Here is an 18,210-nt window from a genome sequence, read left to right on the forward strand (position 1 = left end):
GTTTACTTCCCTGGGTTTTTGCCGATTTTCGATGAATACGGCACACTACCGGGCCCGAGCGCTTGCTTGGTTTTTTTAACTCATGCAGAAGCCGTATGACCCGCTCCCCGTTCCGCCGTCTGGTATTTGGCACCTTGCGCCGACTGTTGTACCTCTGGGTTCGCTCGGAGACGATCAACCAGTCGTCCTTCACCCTCAACCTCGACCGCAGTCGTCCGGTGTTCTACGTCCTGCAAAGCCCTTCGCTGACCGACCTGGCGGTGCTCGACACCGAGTGCAGCAAGGCCGGCCTGCCACGCCCGGTGTTGCCGGTATCGGTGGGCAATCTGCTGGAACCGGCAGCGTTTTTTTACCTGACGCCAGAGCCCGACTGGCTTGGCCGCCAGGACAAACGCGGGGCACCGCCGACCCTGACCCGACTGGTCAATGCCTTGAGCCAGAACGCCGCTGAAGACGCCCAGATCATCCCGGTCAGCGTGTTCTGGGGCCAATCCCCGGACAGCGAGTCGAGTCCGTGGAAACTGCTGTTCGCCGACAGCTGGGCCGTCACCGGACGCCTGCGCCGGCTGCTGAGCATCATGATTCTGGGGCGCAAGACCCGTGTGCAATTCTCGGCGCCCATTCATTTGCGCGAGCTGATCGAACACAACAAAGGTCACGAACGCACCGTACGCATGGCCCAGCGGATTCTGCGGGTGCATTTCCGCAACCTGAAAGCGGCGGTGATCGGCCCCGACATTTCCCACCGACGCAATCTGGTCAAGGGCCTGCTGAATCAGCCACTGGTCAAGCAGGCGATCCTCGAGGAAGCCGAACGCGAGAACATCTCTGCGGAAAAAGCCAAGGCCCAGGCGCTGCGTTACGGCAACGAAATCGCCTCGGACTACACCTTCACCGCGATCCGCTTTCTGGAAGTGGTGTTGAGCTGGTTCTGGAACAAGATCTACGACGGAATCAAGGTCAACCATATCGAAGGCGTACAGGCCGTCGCCCAAGGTCACGAAGTGATCTATGTGCCCTGCCATCGCAGCCATATCGACTATCTGCTGCTGTCTTACCTGTTGTTTCGCAACGGCCTGACCCCGCCGCACATTGCCGCCGGGATCAACCTGAACATGCCGGTGATCGGCAGCCTGCTGCGTCGCGGCGGGGCGTTTTTCATGCGCCGCACCTTCAAGGGCAACCCGCTCTACACCTCGGTGTTCAATGAATACCTGCATACCCTGTTCACCAAAGGCTTCCCGGTGGAGTACTTCGTCGAAGGCGGCCGCTCGCGCACCGGACGCATGCTGCAACCCAAGACCGGGATGCTCGCGATCACCCTGCGCAGTTTCCTGCGCTCATCGCGGATGCCGATCGTCTTCATCCCGGTGTACATCGGTTACGAGCGCGTCCTCGAAGGCCGGACCTACCTCGGCGAGCTGCGCGGAGCGACCAAGAAGAAAGAATCGATCTTCGACATCTTCAAGGTCATCGGTGCCCTCAAGCAGCGCTTCGGCCAGGTCGCGGTGAACTTTGGCGAACCGATCAAACTGGCGGAGTTCCTTGACAGCGAACAACCCGACTGGCGCTCCCAGGAGCTCGGACCACAATTTCGCCCGACGTGGCTGAACGAAACCACCCATCGCCTCGGCGAACGAGTAGCCCGGCACTTGAACGAAGCCGCGGCCATCAACCCGGTCAATCTGGTGGCACTGGCCTTGCTCTCCACCAGCCGCCTGGCCCTGGATGATCGCGCCATGGTCCGGGTCCTGGATCTGTATCTGGCGTTGTTGCGCCGCGTACCCTACTCGCCCCATACCACCCTGCCGGAAGGTGATAGCCGCGCGTTGATCGAGCACGTCAAAGACATGGACCTGCTTTCCGAGCAGAGCGATGCCTTGGGCAAGATCCTCTATCTGGACGAGCAGAACGCCGTCCTGATGACTTACTACCGCAACAACGTGCTGCACATCTTCGCCCTGCCGGCGCTGCTGGCGAGCTTCTTCCAGAGCAGTTCGCGCATGAGTCGCGAGCAGATCCTGCGTTACACCCGGGCGCTGTATCCGTACTTGCAATCAGAGCTGTTCATCCGCTGGTCGCTGGATGAACTGGATGCGGTGGTCGATCAGTGGCTGGAAGCCTTTGTCGAGCAAGGGCTGCTGCGTTTCGAGAAAGAGGTGTACCTGCGTCCGGCACCGAGTTCGCGGCATTTTGTGTTGCTGACCTTGCTGTCCAGGAGCATCGCGCAAACTCTGCAACGCTTCTACATGGCCATCTCGCTGTTGCTCAACAGCGGGCAGAACAGCATCAGCGCCGAAGAACTGGAAGACCTCTGCACCGTCATGGCCCAGCGTCTGTCGATCCTGCATGGTCTGAATGCACCGGAATTCTTCGACAAGAGCCTGTTCCGTCACTTCATTCAAACCCTCCTGGATCTCGACGTACTGCGGCGCGACGAAGCCGGCAAGCTGAGTTATCACGAACTGCTCGGTGAACTGGCCGAGGGCGCGGCCAAGCGCGTTTTGCCAGCGGAAATCCGTTTGTCGATTCGCCAGGTGGCGTTGCATCGCAGTGAAGATGCAGCGGATCAGCCAGAAAACGTCGGATAGATAACTGCTAAAAAGTCAGATAATTCAGCAAAGAAGCAAGGAAGCTTCCTTGACGGAATTTCTAGTTGAATCTCCGACTACGCTGCTCAGTACGTCGGCTTTTCGACGCTAATGATAAGGAAATCATAATGACCAGCGAACCCGAAAATATCCTTGAAGGCAACGTTCGGCCAGGACTGCCCGCGAATTCAACGTTGACCGTCATCTTGCAGGACGTCCCTCTGGCCGATGTTTGCGCCAAGGAACTTGCCCGCAGCGTAACCCCCAATGCAGAAACGGCAGGTTTGGACTTCAATCTTGTCTACGCTGCAGCCAATACCGAACCCGTCATAGCTATGCAATCAAGACGAACATTGAATCAAATGGCCAACTGATTTTTACCACCACAGAGCATCACCCGGTAGAGCCAGGCGCCGCTTATCTGCAACCATTGGAAATCCTGGTCAGAGCCGTCGGCGAAAGCCGGGCATTACCCAAGGTACTGCGCAGCCCTCCACAAAAAAGCTGAATCCACCCTGAATTGAGCGAAAACTCGCCTAACTCTCTGCTGGCGTCCGTCTTTTTTTGTAGTCACAGCAAAGGAATGAATATGACAACCATGGAAAAAGTCAGAACCCTCACCCTCAATTTTGTCTACCCGGAAGAAGTTACTTCATGGGAGGGTGTGAGTGCAAATATTGTCATCCGAGATATCACATCACCTAAAAAACCGGTTTCTATCGTTGTATGGGGAACGAATCAATTAGCCAATGCACTTGAAACAATGTCCTTTGGTGTTGTTAACCCATCAGGTCTGGCAAGTTATTCAATAAGTCTCGAACTGGCCCGGGACGGTTCTTCACTATTCAGCTGCTCCGATTATTTATTCAATATCTATTGGAAAGATACCGACGCAGAAAACAAGGGTGCGCCGGAGCAGGGAACCATCTACCTCAATTCGCCAGGCATCTTGGCTGTACAGCCGCTTATCCTGCTCAAATACCCGTATCCGGCCGTTATCACTCTCAAACTCACTGAAATTTCCGAGAGTGGGGCCTCTGGCGACTTACTCAGTGAAAGCAAATTCCTGGAAGGCTCGCCTCGACCGTTTTACGTTCGCTACGATAAGGACAACGTAAAACCCGGACAACGCTACAAGCTGACTGGCTCGATCAAGTTCGCCAACCTTGAACATAGTGTACGTCCTGTGCAGCGTCACCATGTATTGAAGCCCACCCGACCCACCGTTTCATTTGGCTCACCCGTAATCACCGAGCATCAGACTCAGCCCTCGTAGCACTTCTTGGGTCAATCCATCGGCACTTTCCCGGTGAAATCGGCTAAATTGTCGTTGCCGCCCGTCTACTTCGGGCGTCAACGATAGAGATTTCCTCATGTATAAACTCGCTTTACTGGCTCTTAGTGTGTTTCTCGCTGCCTGCCAAACCATGCAACCTGCCGCCAAAACCAGCCTCGACGGCGAAGTGTTCTACCTGCAACGCATCGCCCTGCCGCCCACCGCGACCCTGAGTGTCAGCCTGCAAGACGTTTCCCTTGCCGACGCCCCAGCGGTGGTACTGGACGAACAAAGCGGCCCGGTCAAAGGCCAGGTGCCTCTGCCGTTTCACCTCAGCTATGACCCGGCCCACGTCAAACCCGGCCATCGTTACTCGGTCAGCGCGCGGATCGAAGTGGATGGCAAGTTGATGTTCATCTCCACTGAACATCACGCCGTACAACTCGATGGCAAGGATCCGCAGCCGTTGAAAATTCGCGTCGATGCGCTACGTTGATTCCCTCTCTTGATTAAGGAAGCTGCCATGCTCCGTCCCTCCCTTCGCTTCGTCGGCCTGTGCGCGGGCTTGCTGATTTCCGCCAGTGCGCTGGCCTTGTCCCTGAACGATCTGTCGCAGACAGATGCCACCGGTGGGCTCAAGGATGCGTTGACCCAGGGCGCGCAAGTCGCCGTCAAGCAACTGGGCACTCCTGGTGGCTTCAGCAACAACCCGGAGGTCAAGATTGGGTTGCCCGGCCAACTGGGCAAGGTTGCCAAAAAGATGAAGCAGTTCGGCATGGGTGCCCAGGTCGACGAGCTGGAAGCCAGCATGAACAAAGCCGCTGAAGCGGCGGTGCCGCAAGCCCAGTCGTTGCTGGTGGACGCGGTGAAGAAAATGAGCGTGGACGATGCCAAGGCCATTCTCAAAGGCGGCAAGGATTCAGCCACCCAGTACCTGAGCAAAACCAGCCGCGAGCAGATCCGCGTCAAGTTCCTGCCGATCGTCAAACAAGCCACCGACCAGGTCGGTCTGGCCAAGCAGTACAACTCCTTCGCCGGCCAGGCGGCGAGCCTTGGCGTACTGGACGCGAAAAGCGCCAACATCGAAGGTTACGTGACCGAGCAGGCGCTGAACGGCCTGTTCGAAATGATCGCCAAACAGGAAGAAACCATCCGCCAGAACCCGGCGGCAGCCGCCACCAGCTTGGCGAAGAAGGTGTTTGGTACGCTCTAGAACGCCAAGATCGAAAGATCGTCTGAACGCAGCCCGAACCTGCGGCAGCTCCTACGCAGCGGCGTACACCCGGGAGATCGCGGGTGTACGGGGTCGCAGTAGGCGCTGACGAGGCCTGCAATCCTGGCGATCTCACACTCGCGGCAAACCCCAATCCATGCCCAAGTACTGTGCATTTCTCTTAACTGACCGGTATAGAGTTCTGATCGCATTAAACTTGATTAACTCTGCCCACCGCGCTTTCCGTGCTGAAAGATACCTCTTGCGCAGTGGCGTCACTCTTTTTACATACAGTCAAACGGTCCGGCTTTATGCCATAGGCCAGATACTCGCCTACTAATTGATTGACACAGGAACTTACGTCGGAAAAGGACACACCATGCTCCTTTTCGCCTTCAAGGAACACCATATGCGCATTGGCTGTTTGTTCAAAGGTACGCAACGCACCCGCAGCAGGTGTTTGATCATCATATTCAGCCTGCACCATCAACAGACTTTCTACTTGTGCCAGTTGCTCGACCGCTGGGCGTTCAGGTCTGACTCCGCTCCATTGAGCACAGTGTCGAGCCATAAAAAGGCTTCCACCCACTGGAAACTGTTCGGCATACTCATCCTCTTGTCTCACCCAGAAATCATCATTTCCAGACACAGAATCGTTACACAAAACGGTAGAGCGTACGGAATCTGGTCCACTCAGCCTTAAAGGCCCCGGCTCGAAATATTCATTTGGAGCTTGACTAAATACCGCGAGGGTCAATTCACCAAATAAAGCCTTTGCCCGCTCATTTATCATCAAGTCGGGGCTAAATACATGAGCCGCACTCATTTCATTCAATCTATCAGCGTCCCTATCGGGAAACTGTTGTAGCCACGCGCTGAGTGTTATCGCGGCCATCAGATTTTCTGGTTCTGCATAGTTAAGGCGAGCTGCAGCGCGAACGGCTGGCAATAACGTCAGAAAACCTTCCCTAACAGTCTGTGGATCGTCACCCAGGCGGTATATCTGTGGTCTTTTTGCTGCTGGAGTCGCTACCAGATGATTAAAGATCCGCTCTTTTTCCGGCGCACCAACCAAACTGGCCATTTGTAATGGTGACGTCCAATCCAGGCTTGAATCCAGTACCATGCGCCCGGCACTTCCCGGGAACAATGAAGCATACCAAGCACCTAGCCATGTTCCATAAGAATTGCCCAAGTAGTGAAGTTTGTCCTGCTTCAACTGAATGCGCACAAACTCCATGTCGCGCGCCGTTTGATCAGTATTGATATAAGGTGCTATGGCCTGAGCCTGACACCCTCTCGCGACAACTGCCGCGTTTAATCCAATCGTATGAACATTCTCAGAGCTACGATCCTCAGTAGCATCATTCTGATGAGCAATAGACTCTTCGGAATGGCACTCTAGCGTGGTGGTGGCATTCCCACCGACACCGCGTGGCGTTATTTCAACAACATCGTACCGCGCCAGCAGGTGCTGGTAACCGTCACCGTTAATAGCATCTTGCGCGTATTTCTCCCACACAGAAGCAAGATGGACTGCAAATATCCCTGCTGAGGCACTCCCAGGCCCGCCTGGATTAGTCAATATAGCGCCTTCTCGCACGTCTGGATTTTTTGCAGAAACGCGGGTGATGCCAAAAGTGATAGTCCCTTTAGCCGGATCAAGATGATCAAGGGGAGCGGTCACGACGCCACACTGGGTGCGTGCGCGCAACTCTTGTGAGTATTGGTCCAAGGGAAGATCAAGACATTCCGCAAGCCAATCGATGTTTTGTTTTGCTGCACTGGAGGTTTGACATCCCATCAACCCCAGAGGTATGGCAATCACGAAGATCAGTCGGCAACTGAGGGGCCTGTAAAAAAACACCGCGCGAGTAATCAATTTAATATCCCCATCTCGGTTACTTATGGAATAGTTATATTAGTACCCTTTATATTGCACAACCTTAAATCTATGTTGCTGATTGCAACAGCAAATAAAGCTATACCTTGTGGTATTTATTACAACTCCTTGCAGGATGCTTGTCTGCCCAGGTGTAATCGGCATCGCCACACAAGAATCGGGGTAGAACTGGCGTAGCCTGGGATCTTTTTGCAGACCACCGATACCCGCAGATCACAGCCTGCAACAGCCCTACGCCCAGGCTTTTTTGATGTCCTGGCTGTCACGCAGAAAGAATACCCACTCGCGACCTTGCTTCTTTTTCTCGAAAATTTTCAACTCGACCAATCCATTCAACGCGGTCGACGCCGTGTTGTACGAGCAATCCAGGTTTTCCTTCACATTCACGGCCGTGAATTCCTTGGCCATGCCGCTCTTGGCCACCTGAAGCACGGTTCGTTGCTTTTCGCTCAACTGCTGGAACAGCCCGGACTCTTCCAGCCATCGATCAAAACCCTCGGCATACGCCAGGCTCTTCTGATAAGCCGCAGTGAAGCCGGTCACCGCACGGACAATCACCGAACACTGATAATCGATGAAATAGGTCAGGTCCAGCTCATCCGTTTCGCTATGCAAATAGGCCCGGCCATATTTCAGCGGCGCATTGCGTAACAGGATGCTGATGGCGATGTAGCGAAACGCCGCGAAGTCGTTCTTGAACATGAACCAGTAAAACAATGCACGCGCCACACGTCCATTGCCATCACGGAACGGGTGCTCGTAACCGAGGGCAAAATGCAGGGCGATGCCCTTGATCAACGGATGAAGGTAATCATTGTGCAAAGGATCGTCGTGAGAATGATTGATCCAGTTCGACAGTCCATGGAGCCTGGCCTGAATACCCGCCGCCGGTGGCGGCGTATGGACAGTGTTGCCTTCACCGTCCTGGACGACTACCTCGTCATTGATCCTGAACGTGCCCGGTGAGTATTGGCGGTCGTCAATACCCTCGACTCCGACCCGGTGCAGCTGTGTGATCAGCTCGACGCTCAGCGGCTCATGCCGTTGGTCCCAGGCATAGATCATCATTTTATAGTTGCCAATGACCATCCGCTCATCCGGGGTGCGCGGCAGTCGGTTGCGCTTGAGCATGTCCTTGGCCACCAGCGTGGTGGTCGCCGCGCCTTCAAGCTGGCTGCTACTGATGGCTTCGTCTTCGATCAAGTCATTGAGCAGATAATTGAAATGCGCTCGCTCACCGATCTTGCCGGTCATGTATTCCAAGGCAGCGGTGCTCGCCTGGCGATCGACGGTCGAGAGGGTCTTCTGCGCGAGGGGCGTCAGGATGAATTTGCACCATTGAGTGGGTTCCCCCAACGGCAGCAAATTGGTGTATTGAGCAGCGCGAGCCTTTTTGACGAGGGCCCAGCACAAGGTCGAATCAAGACCAGGCCCCCAGCGATAACGCAGTTCGTCGAACGGCAGATAACGACCTTGCTCATCCAGCGGTTTATGCAACGCCAGATACTCGGGCAACTTCTCCTTGTAAGGGGATTGGGCCAATAGATCGAAAATGCTAGCTGGATTTGTCGGAGGACTTTTGATCATCGCTGTCTCAAAAAATCTGAAAACTGAGCTTTGAGTACAGCACAATCGTAAAGATGTCTCAACATCCATAGAAATTGAGACATCCTACAACACCCAACGTGAAGATCAAAAGATCAAAAGATCAAAAGATCAAAAGATCAAAAGATCAAAAGATCGCAGCCTGCGGCAGCTCCTACGCCTGTTCTTTTTTCACCCGGAACCACGCCGCATACAGCGCCGGCAGGAACAATAGAGTCAACGCCGTCGCGACAATCAGCCCGCCCATGATCGCCACCGCCATCGGCCCGAAGAACACGCTGCGTGACAGCGGGATCATCGCCAGGACGGCGGCCAGCGCGGTCAGCACGATGGGCCGGAAGCGCCGCACCGTGGCCTCGATGATCGCTTGCCAGGGTTTCAGCCCGGCGGCGATGTCCTGTTCGATCTGGTCGACCAGGATCACCGAGTTGCGCATGATCATCCCGGACAGTGCGATGGTGCCGAGCATCGCCACGAAGCCGAACGGCTGGCGGAACACCATCAGGAACAAGGTGACGCCGATCAACCCCAGGGGCGCGGTGAGGAACACCATGATCGTGCGCGAGAAGCTGCGCAGTTGCAGCATCAACAAGGTCAGTACGACGACAATGAACAACGGCACCCCGGCCTTCACCGAGTTCTGCCCTCGGGCCGAGTCTTCGACGGTACCGCCGACGTCCAGCAAGTAGCCGTCGGGCAATTGCGCGCGAATCGGCTCCAGGGTCGGCAGGATCTGCTGGACCAGGCTGGCCGGCTGTTCCTTACCGTAGATGTCCGCGCGCACCGTCACGTTCGGCAGGCGGTTGCGGTGCCAGATGATGCCTTCTTCGAAGCCATATTCCAGGGTCGCGATCTGCGACAGGGCTACGCTTTTACCATTGTCAGTCGGCACGGCGAGGCTCGGCAGCAAGGACAGCTCGGTGCGTTCGTGCAAGGTGCCGCGCAGCAGGATTTCGATCAACTCGTTGTCTTCGCGGTACTGGCTGACGCTGGAACCTGTGAGCGAACTTTGCAGGAACTTCGACAGGTTCACAGTGCTCACGCCCAAGGCCCGGGCACGGTCCTGATCGACATTCAAATAGACGACTTTGCTCGGCTCCTCCCAGTCCAGATGCACGTTGACCACGTGGGGATTCTCGCGCACCTTGGCTGCGACTTTGCGCGCCAGTGCCCGGACTTGTTCGATGTGCTCGCCGCTCACCCGGAACTGCACCGGGTAGCCGACTGGCGGACCGTTCTCGAGTCGCGTGACCCGCGAGCGCAGCGCCGGGAATTGCTCGTTGAGGGTTTCGATCAGCCAGGTACGCAGGCTTTCACGATCCTCGATGGTTTTGGCCAGCACCACAAACTGCGCAAAGCTCGCCGCCGGCAGTTGCTGGTCCAGTGGCAGATAGAAACGCGGCGAACCGGTTCCGACATAGGCCACGTAGTTATCGATCCCGGCGTGGTCCTTGAGCAGCCCTTCCAGACGCTTGACCTGATCGGCGGTGTTGCTCAGCGACGCACCTTCGGCCAGCTTGAGGTCGACCATCAACTCCAGGCGCCCGGAGGCCGGGAAGAACTGTTGCGGCACGAAGCGAAACAGCACCACCGAAGCCACGAACAGCACAATGGTCAGGCCGATGACGGTTTTGCGCCGACGCACACACCACTCCACCAGGCGCCGCACCCGTTGATAGAACGGCGTGCCATACGGATCGGGTTGCCCATCACCGGTACCGTGTTTGGCGGCATGGATTTTCGCCAGGTCCGGCAGCAGTTTTTCCCCCAGATACGGCACGAACACCACGGCGGCGATCCACGACGCCACCAAGGCGATGGTCACCACCTGAAAGATCGACCGGGTGTATTCGCCGGTACCGGATTGCGCGGTGGCAATCGGCAGGAAGCCCGCGGCGGTGATCAAGGTCCCGGTGAGCATCGGGAACGCGGTGCTGGTCCAGGCATAGCTGGCAGCCTTGATTCGGTCGTAGCCCTGCTCCATTTTGATCGCCATCATTTCCACGGCGATGATCGCGTCGTCCACCAGCAGGCCCAGCGCCAGCACCAGCGCCCCGAGGGAAATCTTGTGCAGGCCGATGCCCAGGTAATACATGCTGGCAAAGGTCATCGCCAGCACCAGCGGAATCGCCAGCGCCACCACCATGCCGGTGCGCACTCCGAGGGAAAAGAAACTCACCAGCAAGACTATCGCCAGCGCTTCCACCAATACCCGAACGAACTCACCGACGCCGGTTTTCACCGCGGCCGGCTGATCGGAAACCTTGCGCAGTTCCATGCCGGCCGGGAGGTTCTTCTGGATCCGGGCGAACTCGACTTCCAGCGCCTTGCCCAGCACCAGAATGTCGCCGCCTTCTTTCATCGCCACGGCGAGACCGATGGCGTCCTCGCCCATAAAACGCATGCGCGGCGCTGGGGGATCATTGAAACCTCGGTGCACGTCGGCGACATCGGAGATGCGGAACGTCCGATCGCCGACCCGGATCGGGAAGCCCCTGATCTCTTCGACTGTCTGAAAATTCCCCGAAACCCGCAGTTGCAAGCGTTCGCCAGGTGTCTCGAAGAAACCCGCGGTAGACACCGCGTTCTGCTCTTCCAACGCTTGCTGGACTGCGGCCAACGGCAGCCCGAGGGTGGCCAGCTTGACGTTCGACAGCTCGATCCAGATCTTCTCGTCCTGTAGCCCCAGCAAGTCGACCTTGCCGATATCCTTGACCCGCTGCAGCTGAATCTGCACCCGGTCGGCATAGTCCTTGAGCACCGCGTAGTCGAAACCGCTGCCGGTCAGCGCATAGATATTGCCGAAGGTGGTGCCGAACTCATCGTTGAAAAACGGCCCCTGAATCCCCGGTGGCAAGGTGTGACGAATATCGCTGATCTTCTTGCGGACCTGATACCACAGCTCGGGAATCTGCGCCGAATGCATCGAATCCCGGGCCATGAAGGTCACCTGGGATTCACCGGGCCGGGAGAACGAGACAATCCGTTCGTACTCACCGGTTTCCATCAGCTTCTTTTCAATACGCTCGGTGACTTGCCGCGACATTTCCTCGGCCGTCGCCCCCGGCCAGTTGGTGCGAATGACCATGGCCTTGAAGGTGAAAGGCGGGTCTTCGCTCTGGCCCAGCTTGGTGTAGGACAGCGCGCCGACGACTGCCAGCAGCAACATCAGGAACAGCACGATCTGGCGATTGCGCAACGCCCATTCGGAAAGATTGAAACCCATCGGGGACTACTCCTTGACCGCCAGATTGACCGCGCGATTGGAGCGATCCACCGGACGCACCTGCTGGCCTTCATGCAACACGTGCACACCCGCGGCGACCACCCAGTCGCTGGCGCTCAGACCTTCAAGGACCGGCACGGTTTTTTCGCCGAAGGCACCGACGCGCACCGGAGCGCGCTTGAGGGTGTTGTTGGTGTCCACCACCCAGACGTAGGTCTCACCGTGTTCCGCGGTGAGTGCCGAGAGCGGCACCGACAGCGATACGATGCCTGCGGTCTGGATGAATACCCGGGCGCTCTGACCGAGTTCGGCCGGGACCTTGCCGGCGCTGAAGGCGATACGTGCGGCAAAGGTCCGGGATTTCGGGTCGGCGGCCGGCGACAGTTCACGAATGCGCCCGGCGAAGCGCTGATCCGGTTGCGTCCACAGCTCCACCGAGACATCCTGACCGACCTTGAAACGACCAAAATTCTGCTCCGGCAAACTGATCAGCACTTCCCGCTCGCCATCGGTGGCCAGGGTGAACACCGTCTGCCCGGCCGCCACCACTTGCCCGACTTCGACCGCGCGCTTGGCCACCACGCCATCCTGCGGCGCACGCAGCACCGCGTAGCTGGCCTGATTGCTGGCAACATCAAATTCGGCCTTGATCTGCTTGAGCCTGGCGTCGCCTGCGCGGTAGAGGTTTTCCGCATTGTCGTACTGCGAACGGCTGACCATCTGCCGCTCCATCAAGGTCTTATAGCGATCTCGCTCGGCGCGCACCATGTTGAGGTTGGCCTGGGCCGCTGCGACCTGAGCGCGGGTGGCTTCCAGTTGCAGGCGTACGTCCTGGGGGTCGAGCTCTGCCAGCGGCTGATTGGCCTTGACCCGCTCGCCCTCTTCAACCATTCGTCGGCTGACCTTACCGCCGATGCGAAATGCCAGATCGGGTTCGTAGCGTGCACGAACCTCACCGGGATAGCTGTCCATCGACTGCGCCGAAGGCTCTGGCTGCACCACCATGGCCGGACGCACGGTGACTTGCGCCGGTTCTTCGTGACCGCACGCTGACAACAAAAACGCCAGACCGGCTGGCAACGCGAGGGACAAGGCATAGCGGAACATGGTGAAGGACCTTTCGCTAATGGTGCTTTGAATAATTATACTGACGGGTATGTTATTAATAGCAAACTCACCAGTCCAGTATTAAAAGCGAAGAATGTCGAACAATCTTTCTGCATCCAATGGTCCCGGCCGCCCCAAGGACCTGGCAAAACGCCAGGCCATCCTCGACGCGGCGAAAAATCTGTTCCTGAGCAATGGCTACGCCAACACCAGCATGGATGCGGTGGCAGCGGCGGCCGGTGTGTCGAAGCTGACGGTGTACAGCCATTTCAACGATAAGGAGACGCTGTTCTCCGCCGCTGTGGTGGCCAAATGTGAAGAGCAACTGCCGACGCTGTTCTTCGAGCTGCCGGACGGCATCCCGATCGAACAGGTGCTGCTGAACATCGCACGGCGTTTTCACCTGCTGATCAATAGCGATGAATCGGTGAACCTGCATCGCCTGATCATGGCCTTGGGTAGCCAGGATCCGAAGCTCTCGCAGATTTTTTTCGAGGCCGGACCGCAGCGCATGCTGCACGGCATGGAACGGTTACTGACGAAGATCGACCAGGTCGGTGCCTTGCGCATCGACAAACCACGCAATGCCGCCGAGCACTTCTTCTGCCTGCTCAAGGGCGCGGCGAATTTTCGCCTGCTCTATGGCTGCGGCGCGCCCCTGAGCGGTGACGCGGCCGAGTCCCATGTGCGGGAAGTGGTGGAGTTGTTTATGCGGGCGTATCGGGTTTGAGCCTAAAAGATCGCAGCCTGCGGCAGCTCCTACGTCGACCGCGTTCAATCCCGGGTGTACACAAATCCCGGTAGGAGCTGCCGCAGGCTGCGATCTTTTGATCTTCCAGGCTTAACCTCGGATCTCAACCCTTGAGCGCTTTCTTCGGGTAGATATCGTAGCGGCTGGATTTGCCGTCCAGCGAATGGCTCGGCTTGGGCCCTTCAATACACGGTGCTTTACGCGGGCGTTTGACCACGACCCTATGGCTGGCCAGCGCCAACGCCGCCTCTAGCAGCGCTGGAGCATCGGGATCATCACCCACCAACGGCCGGAACAGACGCATTTCCTTCTTCACCAGCGCGGTTTTCTCGCGATGGGGAAACATCGGATCCAGGTAGATCACCTGCGGCGGCTCGCCTTCCCAGTTACGCATCACCTCGATCGAGTTGCCTTTGAGCAATCGCATCCGTGAAACGATGGGCGCCACTTCGAAATCCTCAAGCCCACGGGCCAGACCATCTTCCAGCAATGCGCCAATCAACGGCTGGCGTTCGATCAGGCTCATTTCGCAGCCCAGGCTGGCCAGCACAAAGGCGTCCTTGCCGAGCCCTGCCGTGGCATCCAGCACTCGCGGGCGTACGCCCTGAGCGACACCCACCGCCTTGGCGATCATCTGCCCACTGCCACCGCCATACAGCCGTCGATGGGCCGCGCCGCCTTCGACGAAGTCCACACGCACCGGTCCCGGCGCATCCGGGCCGAGCTGCTGCAACTGCAAACCCTGCTCCGTGAGCTGTAATGCGAACTCGGCATCGTCCATCGTCAAAGGCAGACCGAGTCGCTCGGCCCACTGCTGCGCTTGCGCGGCAGACGCTCCGGCTAGCGCCTCGACTTTGATGCGGCAGGCCGCTGGTTGCTCAATCATGGGGAAACACGCTCAAAAAATTAATGATCGGCAAAAACTGCCGATAAAAGAACTATCAGGCATTTTGCCAGAGCTGAGCGTCGACCGAGAGAAATGTCAGACATTCGTCCCCTATCGATAGGCTTTATCTCGCCCCACGGCGATTACGGCCTGCGCAATTCCCAAGCACTGAGCGGCGTCAGCCATCTGTGGCAGGATTTTTTTGCCCGGGCACTGGCCGACCAGTTGGGCGATGCGCCGAGTGTGGCTGGAGAAAAAACCCAAGTCGCCATCGACGGCCCGATCGAGCCCAGCGGTGGCACTGACCTGCTGACCCAGATCGTCAGCCAACGCCTGTGCGACGTTCAAGACACCGAGGTCCGCCCGCCTGAGCCGTTGTTCCTGCCAATTGCCGAATTCGAAATGGAGCTGGCCGACAAGCCGGCCATCCCGTTCCCGGAAGAAGAAATCATCGCGCAACAGCAGCACCAGAATTTCGACCTCGGCTGGGTTCGGCCGATCGTGCTCAATGCCGGCCAGCCGCTGCCCGAACCCGGCCCGGCACCGCAACCCCGTCCATTGCACCTGCCAATTGCCGAGTTCGAGCTCGAGCTGTTGGACAAACCGGCCATCCCCTATCCGCCGGAAGAACTGGTCGAACAACAGAAACATTTCGATTTCGATAACGGCTGGGCTCGCCCGCTGATCCTGCACAACCTGCGCCTCGCCGCCTGACCCTCCGCCCTGCCTCAGCGACATATCGACCACGGCCCCACGTCCAGATGAAAATGGTTGTGATGGGCGGCGTTGTAATCCGGGCTCAGCACCACACTGAAGGTATCGCAGGCCCCCTCGCGGACTTGCCGCAGAAAGCGTGCATCAGCATTGTCTTTCGGCCAATCCTTGAGCACGCTGATAGTTCGACCATCGGCCAGACCAAACCCGGCAATGTCCAGGGCGTTGGCCGTCGCATGCTGACTGCGGGCACCATCCTCGCGGTTGTACATATTGCGGCAGGCGAAACTGCCCAGATGCTCGACCCGCGTCACCGCTTGCCCGTACACCACCTGCGCGGCGGGCTGCAGGGCGTGGCGCTCGAACAGCGCGAACGCCACCGCCAAGGGGCAACTGGCCAGAAAACTGCTGTTCAACGCCACTTCGCCGCCCTCGACGCGCAAGGTATTGCGCAACGGGCAAGTCGCCTGCGGGTCACTGTCACGTTGGCGCGTCACGCGCAAACCGGAGCTGCCTAGCGCTTGATCACACAGCACCGGGTCGCCCCGCAGGCGCATCAGCTTGAAGCGCGTCAGCAGGTTCGGCGTGGCTTGCACATCCAAAGGTGCCCATGGATTCCATTGCGCCGACAACGGCAACCAGCCACGCCAGACGCTGAGCAGCAAGCCGCCAGCGACCAGCAGTAACAGCCCGAGCCCTTTCACAAAGCGCACAGCAACTCCCTATCAATCAATCCTTGAACAATTGGTTGGCTTGCTGGAACGGCATGGACTGCGCGGTAAAGGTGAACGTACCCTGTTCGTGAATTTCCCGGGCTGCACGGAAGAACTCGCCATAGGCCGCCAATGCCAGGGCCGAGCCGACGCTGATGCGTTTGACACCCATCTCGCTGAGCTGCGCCACGTTCAGTTTCAGCCCGCCCGACATCAGTACATTGACCGGTTTCGGCGCCACCGCCCGGACCACCGCCAACACCTCTTCAGCGCTGCGCAAGCTCGGTGCGTAGAGCACGTCGGCGCCAGCCTCGGCATAGGCCTGCAAGCGGCGAATGGTGTCCGCCAGATCGAATTTGCCATGCAGGAAGTTTTCGGCGCGGGCGGTCAGCATAAAGGGGAACGGCAGACTGTGCGCTGCCGCGACCGAGGCTTCGATCCGTTCGACAGAGTGCAGGAAATCGTAGATGGGATTATCCGCGTGGCCCGTGGCGTCTTCAATCGAGCCACCAACCACCCCGGCAGCCGCTGCGCGCAGGATAGCCTCGGCGCAGCCCTTGGGGCTGTCGGAGAAACCGTTTTCCAGGTCCACCGCCACCGGAAGATCCGTTGCGCCAACAATCGCCTGGACGTTTTCCAGGGTCTCATTCAGCGACATCGCCCCGTCCGGCCGACCTCGAGAAAAGGCAAAACCGGCACTGGTGGTCGCCAACGCACCATAGCCAAGACTGGCAAGCATTTTGGCCGAGCCGGCGTCCCACGGATTAGGGATCACGAAAGCAGTGTCACGCTCATGGAGGGCCTTGAAGGCCTGGGCACGAAGGTGTTGCGCATCCATTTTCTCGCTCCTGAAGAGAGGATTGGTCCACCTCAGAGCAAGCCAAGTTGCTCCGCCGCGGGCTCTCTGTATAGCTCAGGCAGCGCCGGCAAGCCAGGCAATCGCAGCATCAACCTGGCGTGAAAGCGCTGTGCCAGTTTGGCCGCGAGCAGGTTATCGGCGGTGTGCAGGAAGATATACGGCGTACGCCCTTCTTCGATCCAGCCAGCGATCTTCTCGACCCATGGCAGCAGGAATGGATCGTTGGCCTCAAGCTCGGGATGGCCGATAAAGCGCACCTGCGGAAACTGGCTGAAGGCCGCCGGACGTGGCGGAACTTTGGGCTTTTTCGATTGCGCATGCAGCACCGACGGATCGCTCGAGGTGCAGCTGAACAAGGCCCGAGGATCGAGACAGATGCGCTCCACGCCACGGTCCAGCAACAGCCGATTGAGCATCCGCTCGGCATCGCCTTTGGCAAAGAACTCGCGATGGCGCACTTCTACCGCCAGTGGTCGATCCAGTCCATCGATAAAACCGGCCAACTCCACCAGTCGCTGCGGCGCAAAGCTCGCCGGCAATTGCAGCCACAGTGGCGAGACGCGGGCACCCAGCGGGCTGAGCAATTGCAGGAAGGTTTCGGCGGCGGTCAATTGCTCGCGCAGGTCGCCGCCATGGCTGATATCACCCGGGAATTTGGCAGTAAAGCGAAAGTGTTCAGGCATGATCTGCGCCCAGCGCTGCACCGTCGAGGCAGCAGGACGAGCGTAGAAAGTGGTATTGCCTTCCACGGCATTGAACACTTGGGAGTACAGGCCGAGAAACTCCGCCGGCCGCGCGTTTTCCGGATACAGGTACTCACGCCAGGCGTTTTCGCTCCAGGAAGGGCAACCAAGGTAATAAGGGAGCAACATCAGATGTGCAGATCGAGCCCCAGCACTTCCATGTCCCACTCGACAAAACCGGCAGTGGTCAGGTAGCTGGCCAGGGCATTGGCCACGTGTTTACTCATGGCGCGATGGAAAACCATGTCTTGCTGACGGGCCGGAAGATTAGCGGTTCGCCCAGCCGAAGCCTGGGAGCGCGCACTGAGCGGCGTATCGGCCTGGAGATCAAGCTCGCCATCGATATCCTCGCGGGACTCGTCCACCAGCGTATTGCCTTTGCGAGGCGCGCGTTTGATGGGATAGGACTGAGATGAAAGGCCGTCTATACGCATAAGTGTATGCTCGGTATCGATGATGGCAATTTAGCGGCACATCACCGACTAAGCAAATGCCCCAAGTGATAACTAGAACACAGAAAACGCAAAAGGTTTAAAAGCGGACGGAAATTGCTGGGGGAAACTGATGATTGGCAGGAGTTTGACCGAACCCTTGTGGCGAGGGGGCTTGTCGGAACGCCGCAC

16 protein-coding genes are annotated in these 18,210 nt (G+C 58.0%); 7 read left to right on the forward strand and 9 right to left on the reverse strand.

Annotated features, from left to right (window positions below; genetic code table 11):
* The first annotated feature begins 95 nt into the window (after window positions 1-95).
* The 5 genes from plsB (at window position 96) to F8N85_RS10575 (ending at window position 5,080) form a co-directional block, all read left to right on the forward strand.
* Window positions 96-2,591: a glycerol-3-phosphate 1-O-acyltransferase PlsB gene (gene plsB, locus F8N85_RS10555; protein ID WP_150803568.1), complete on the forward strand. Its 2,496-nt coding sequence runs from the start codon at window positions 96-98 to the stop codon at window positions 2,589-2,591.
* Window positions 2,592-2,719: 128 nt separating this feature from the next.
* Window positions 2,720-2,965: a YbaY family lipoprotein gene (locus F8N85_RS34915; protein WP_224795670.1), complete on the forward strand. Its 246-nt coding sequence runs from the start codon at window positions 2,720-2,722 to the stop codon at window positions 2,963-2,965.
* 215 nt (window positions 2,966-3,180) lie between these two features.
* Complete coding sequence (locus tag F8N85_RS10565; RefSeq protein ID WP_191636155.1) at window positions 3,181-3,867, forward strand: YbaY family lipoprotein; 687 nt, start codon at window positions 3,181-3,183, stop codon at window positions 3,865-3,867.
* Between the two features lie 97 nt (window positions 3,868-3,964).
* A complete protein-coding gene (locus F8N85_RS10570; RefSeq protein ID WP_150803570.1) occupies window positions 3,965-4,363 on the forward strand; it encodes a YbaY family lipoprotein in 399 nt (132 codons plus the stop codon).
* A 27-nt stretch (window positions 4,364-4,390) separates the two neighbouring features.
* Complete coding sequence (locus F8N85_RS10575; RefSeq protein ID WP_150803571.1) at window positions 4,391-5,080, forward strand: DUF4197 domain-containing protein; 690 nt, start codon at window positions 4,391-4,393, stop codon at window positions 5,078-5,080.
* 211 nt (window positions 5,081-5,291) lie between these two features.
* Here F8N85_RS10575 and F8N85_RS10580 read toward each other — a convergent pair whose 3' ends face one another.
* The 4 genes from F8N85_RS10580 to F8N85_RS10595 form a co-directional block, all read right to left on the reverse strand.
* The gene (locus tag F8N85_RS10580; protein ID WP_191636156.1) at window positions 5,292-6,962 is read right to left on the reverse strand and encodes an alpha/beta fold hydrolase; all 1,671 of its coding nucleotides are present in this window, start codon (window positions 6,960-6,962) and stop codon (window positions 5,292-5,294) included.
* Between the two features lie 252 nt (window positions 6,963-7,214).
* Window positions 7,215-8,570, reverse strand: coding sequence for a Fic family protein (locus tag F8N85_RS10585; protein WP_150803572.1), 1,356 nt, complete (start codon window positions 8,568-8,570; stop codon window positions 7,215-7,217).
* Window positions 8,571-8,742: 172 nt separating this feature from the next.
* Window positions 8,743-11,814, reverse strand: a complete 3,072-nt coding sequence (locus tag F8N85_RS10590; protein WP_150803573.1) for an efflux RND transporter permease subunit — start codon at window positions 11,812-11,814, stop codon at window positions 8,743-8,745.
* A gap of 6 nt (window positions 11,815-11,820) precedes the next feature.
* The gene (locus tag F8N85_RS10595) at window positions 11,821-12,921 is read right to left on the reverse strand and encodes an efflux RND transporter periplasmic adaptor subunit (protein ID WP_150803574.1); all 1,101 of its coding nucleotides are present in this window, start codon (window positions 12,919-12,921) and stop codon (window positions 11,821-11,823) included.
* 94 nt (window positions 12,922-13,015) lie between these two features.
* On the opposite strand from F8N85_RS10595, the gene F8N85_RS10600 reads away from it, so the two are divergent.
* Complete coding sequence (locus F8N85_RS10600; protein ID WP_150803575.1) at window positions 13,016-13,651, forward strand: TetR/AcrR family transcriptional regulator; 636 nt, start codon at window positions 13,016-13,018, stop codon at window positions 13,649-13,651.
* 124 nt (window positions 13,652-13,775) lie between these two features.
* Here the strand turns inward: F8N85_RS10600 and F8N85_RS10605 are convergent, their stop codons facing one another.
* Window positions 13,776-14,558, reverse strand: coding sequence for a class I SAM-dependent methyltransferase (locus F8N85_RS10605; RefSeq protein WP_150803576.1), 783 nt, complete (start codon window positions 14,556-14,558; stop codon window positions 13,776-13,778).
* Window positions 14,559-14,651: 93 nt separating this feature from the next.
* On the opposite strand from F8N85_RS10605, the gene F8N85_RS10610 reads away from it, so the two are divergent.
* The gene (locus tag F8N85_RS10610) at window positions 14,652-15,272 is read left to right on the forward strand and encodes an energy transducer TonB (RefSeq protein ID WP_150803577.1); all 621 of its coding nucleotides are present in this window, start codon (window positions 14,652-14,654) and stop codon (window positions 15,270-15,272) included.
* Window positions 15,273-15,286: 14 nt separating this feature from the next.
* On the opposite strand, the gene F8N85_RS10615 is transcribed toward F8N85_RS10610, so the two are convergent.
* The 4 genes from F8N85_RS10615 to F8N85_RS10630 are packed head-to-tail and all read right to left on the reverse strand — an operon-like array spanning window position 15,287 to window position 18,021.
* Window positions 15,287-15,985 (reverse strand): extensin family protein, encoded by a 699-nt coding sequence (locus F8N85_RS10615; RefSeq protein WP_150803578.1) that lies wholly within the window; start codon window positions 15,983-15,985, stop codon window positions 15,287-15,289.
* Between the two features lie 16 nt (window positions 15,986-16,001).
* Window positions 16,002-16,823, reverse strand: coding sequence for an isocitrate lyase/PEP mutase family protein (locus F8N85_RS10620; RefSeq protein WP_150803579.1), 822 nt, complete (start codon window positions 16,821-16,823; stop codon window positions 16,002-16,004).
* A gap of 32 nt (window positions 16,824-16,855) precedes the next feature.
* On the reverse strand, window positions 16,856-17,716 hold the full coding sequence (locus F8N85_RS10625; RefSeq protein ID WP_150803580.1) for a DUF72 domain-containing protein: 861 nt from the start codon (window positions 17,714-17,716) through the stop codon (window positions 16,856-16,858).
* Window positions 17,716-18,021, reverse strand: coding sequence for a hypothetical protein (locus F8N85_RS10630; RefSeq protein ID WP_150803581.1), 306 nt, complete (start codon window positions 18,019-18,021; stop codon window positions 17,716-17,718). Before F8N85_RS10630 ends, F8N85_RS10625 begins: the two co-directional genes overlap by 1 nt.
* Window positions 18,022-18,210 lie beyond the last annotated feature (189 nt).

The sequence above is a fragment of the Pseudomonas fluorescens genome (assembly GCF_902497875.1).
In the GTDB taxonomy this organism is placed as follows: Bacteria; Pseudomonadota; Gammaproteobacteria; order Pseudomonadales; family Pseudomonadaceae; genus Aquipseudomonas; species Aquipseudomonas fluorescens_BR.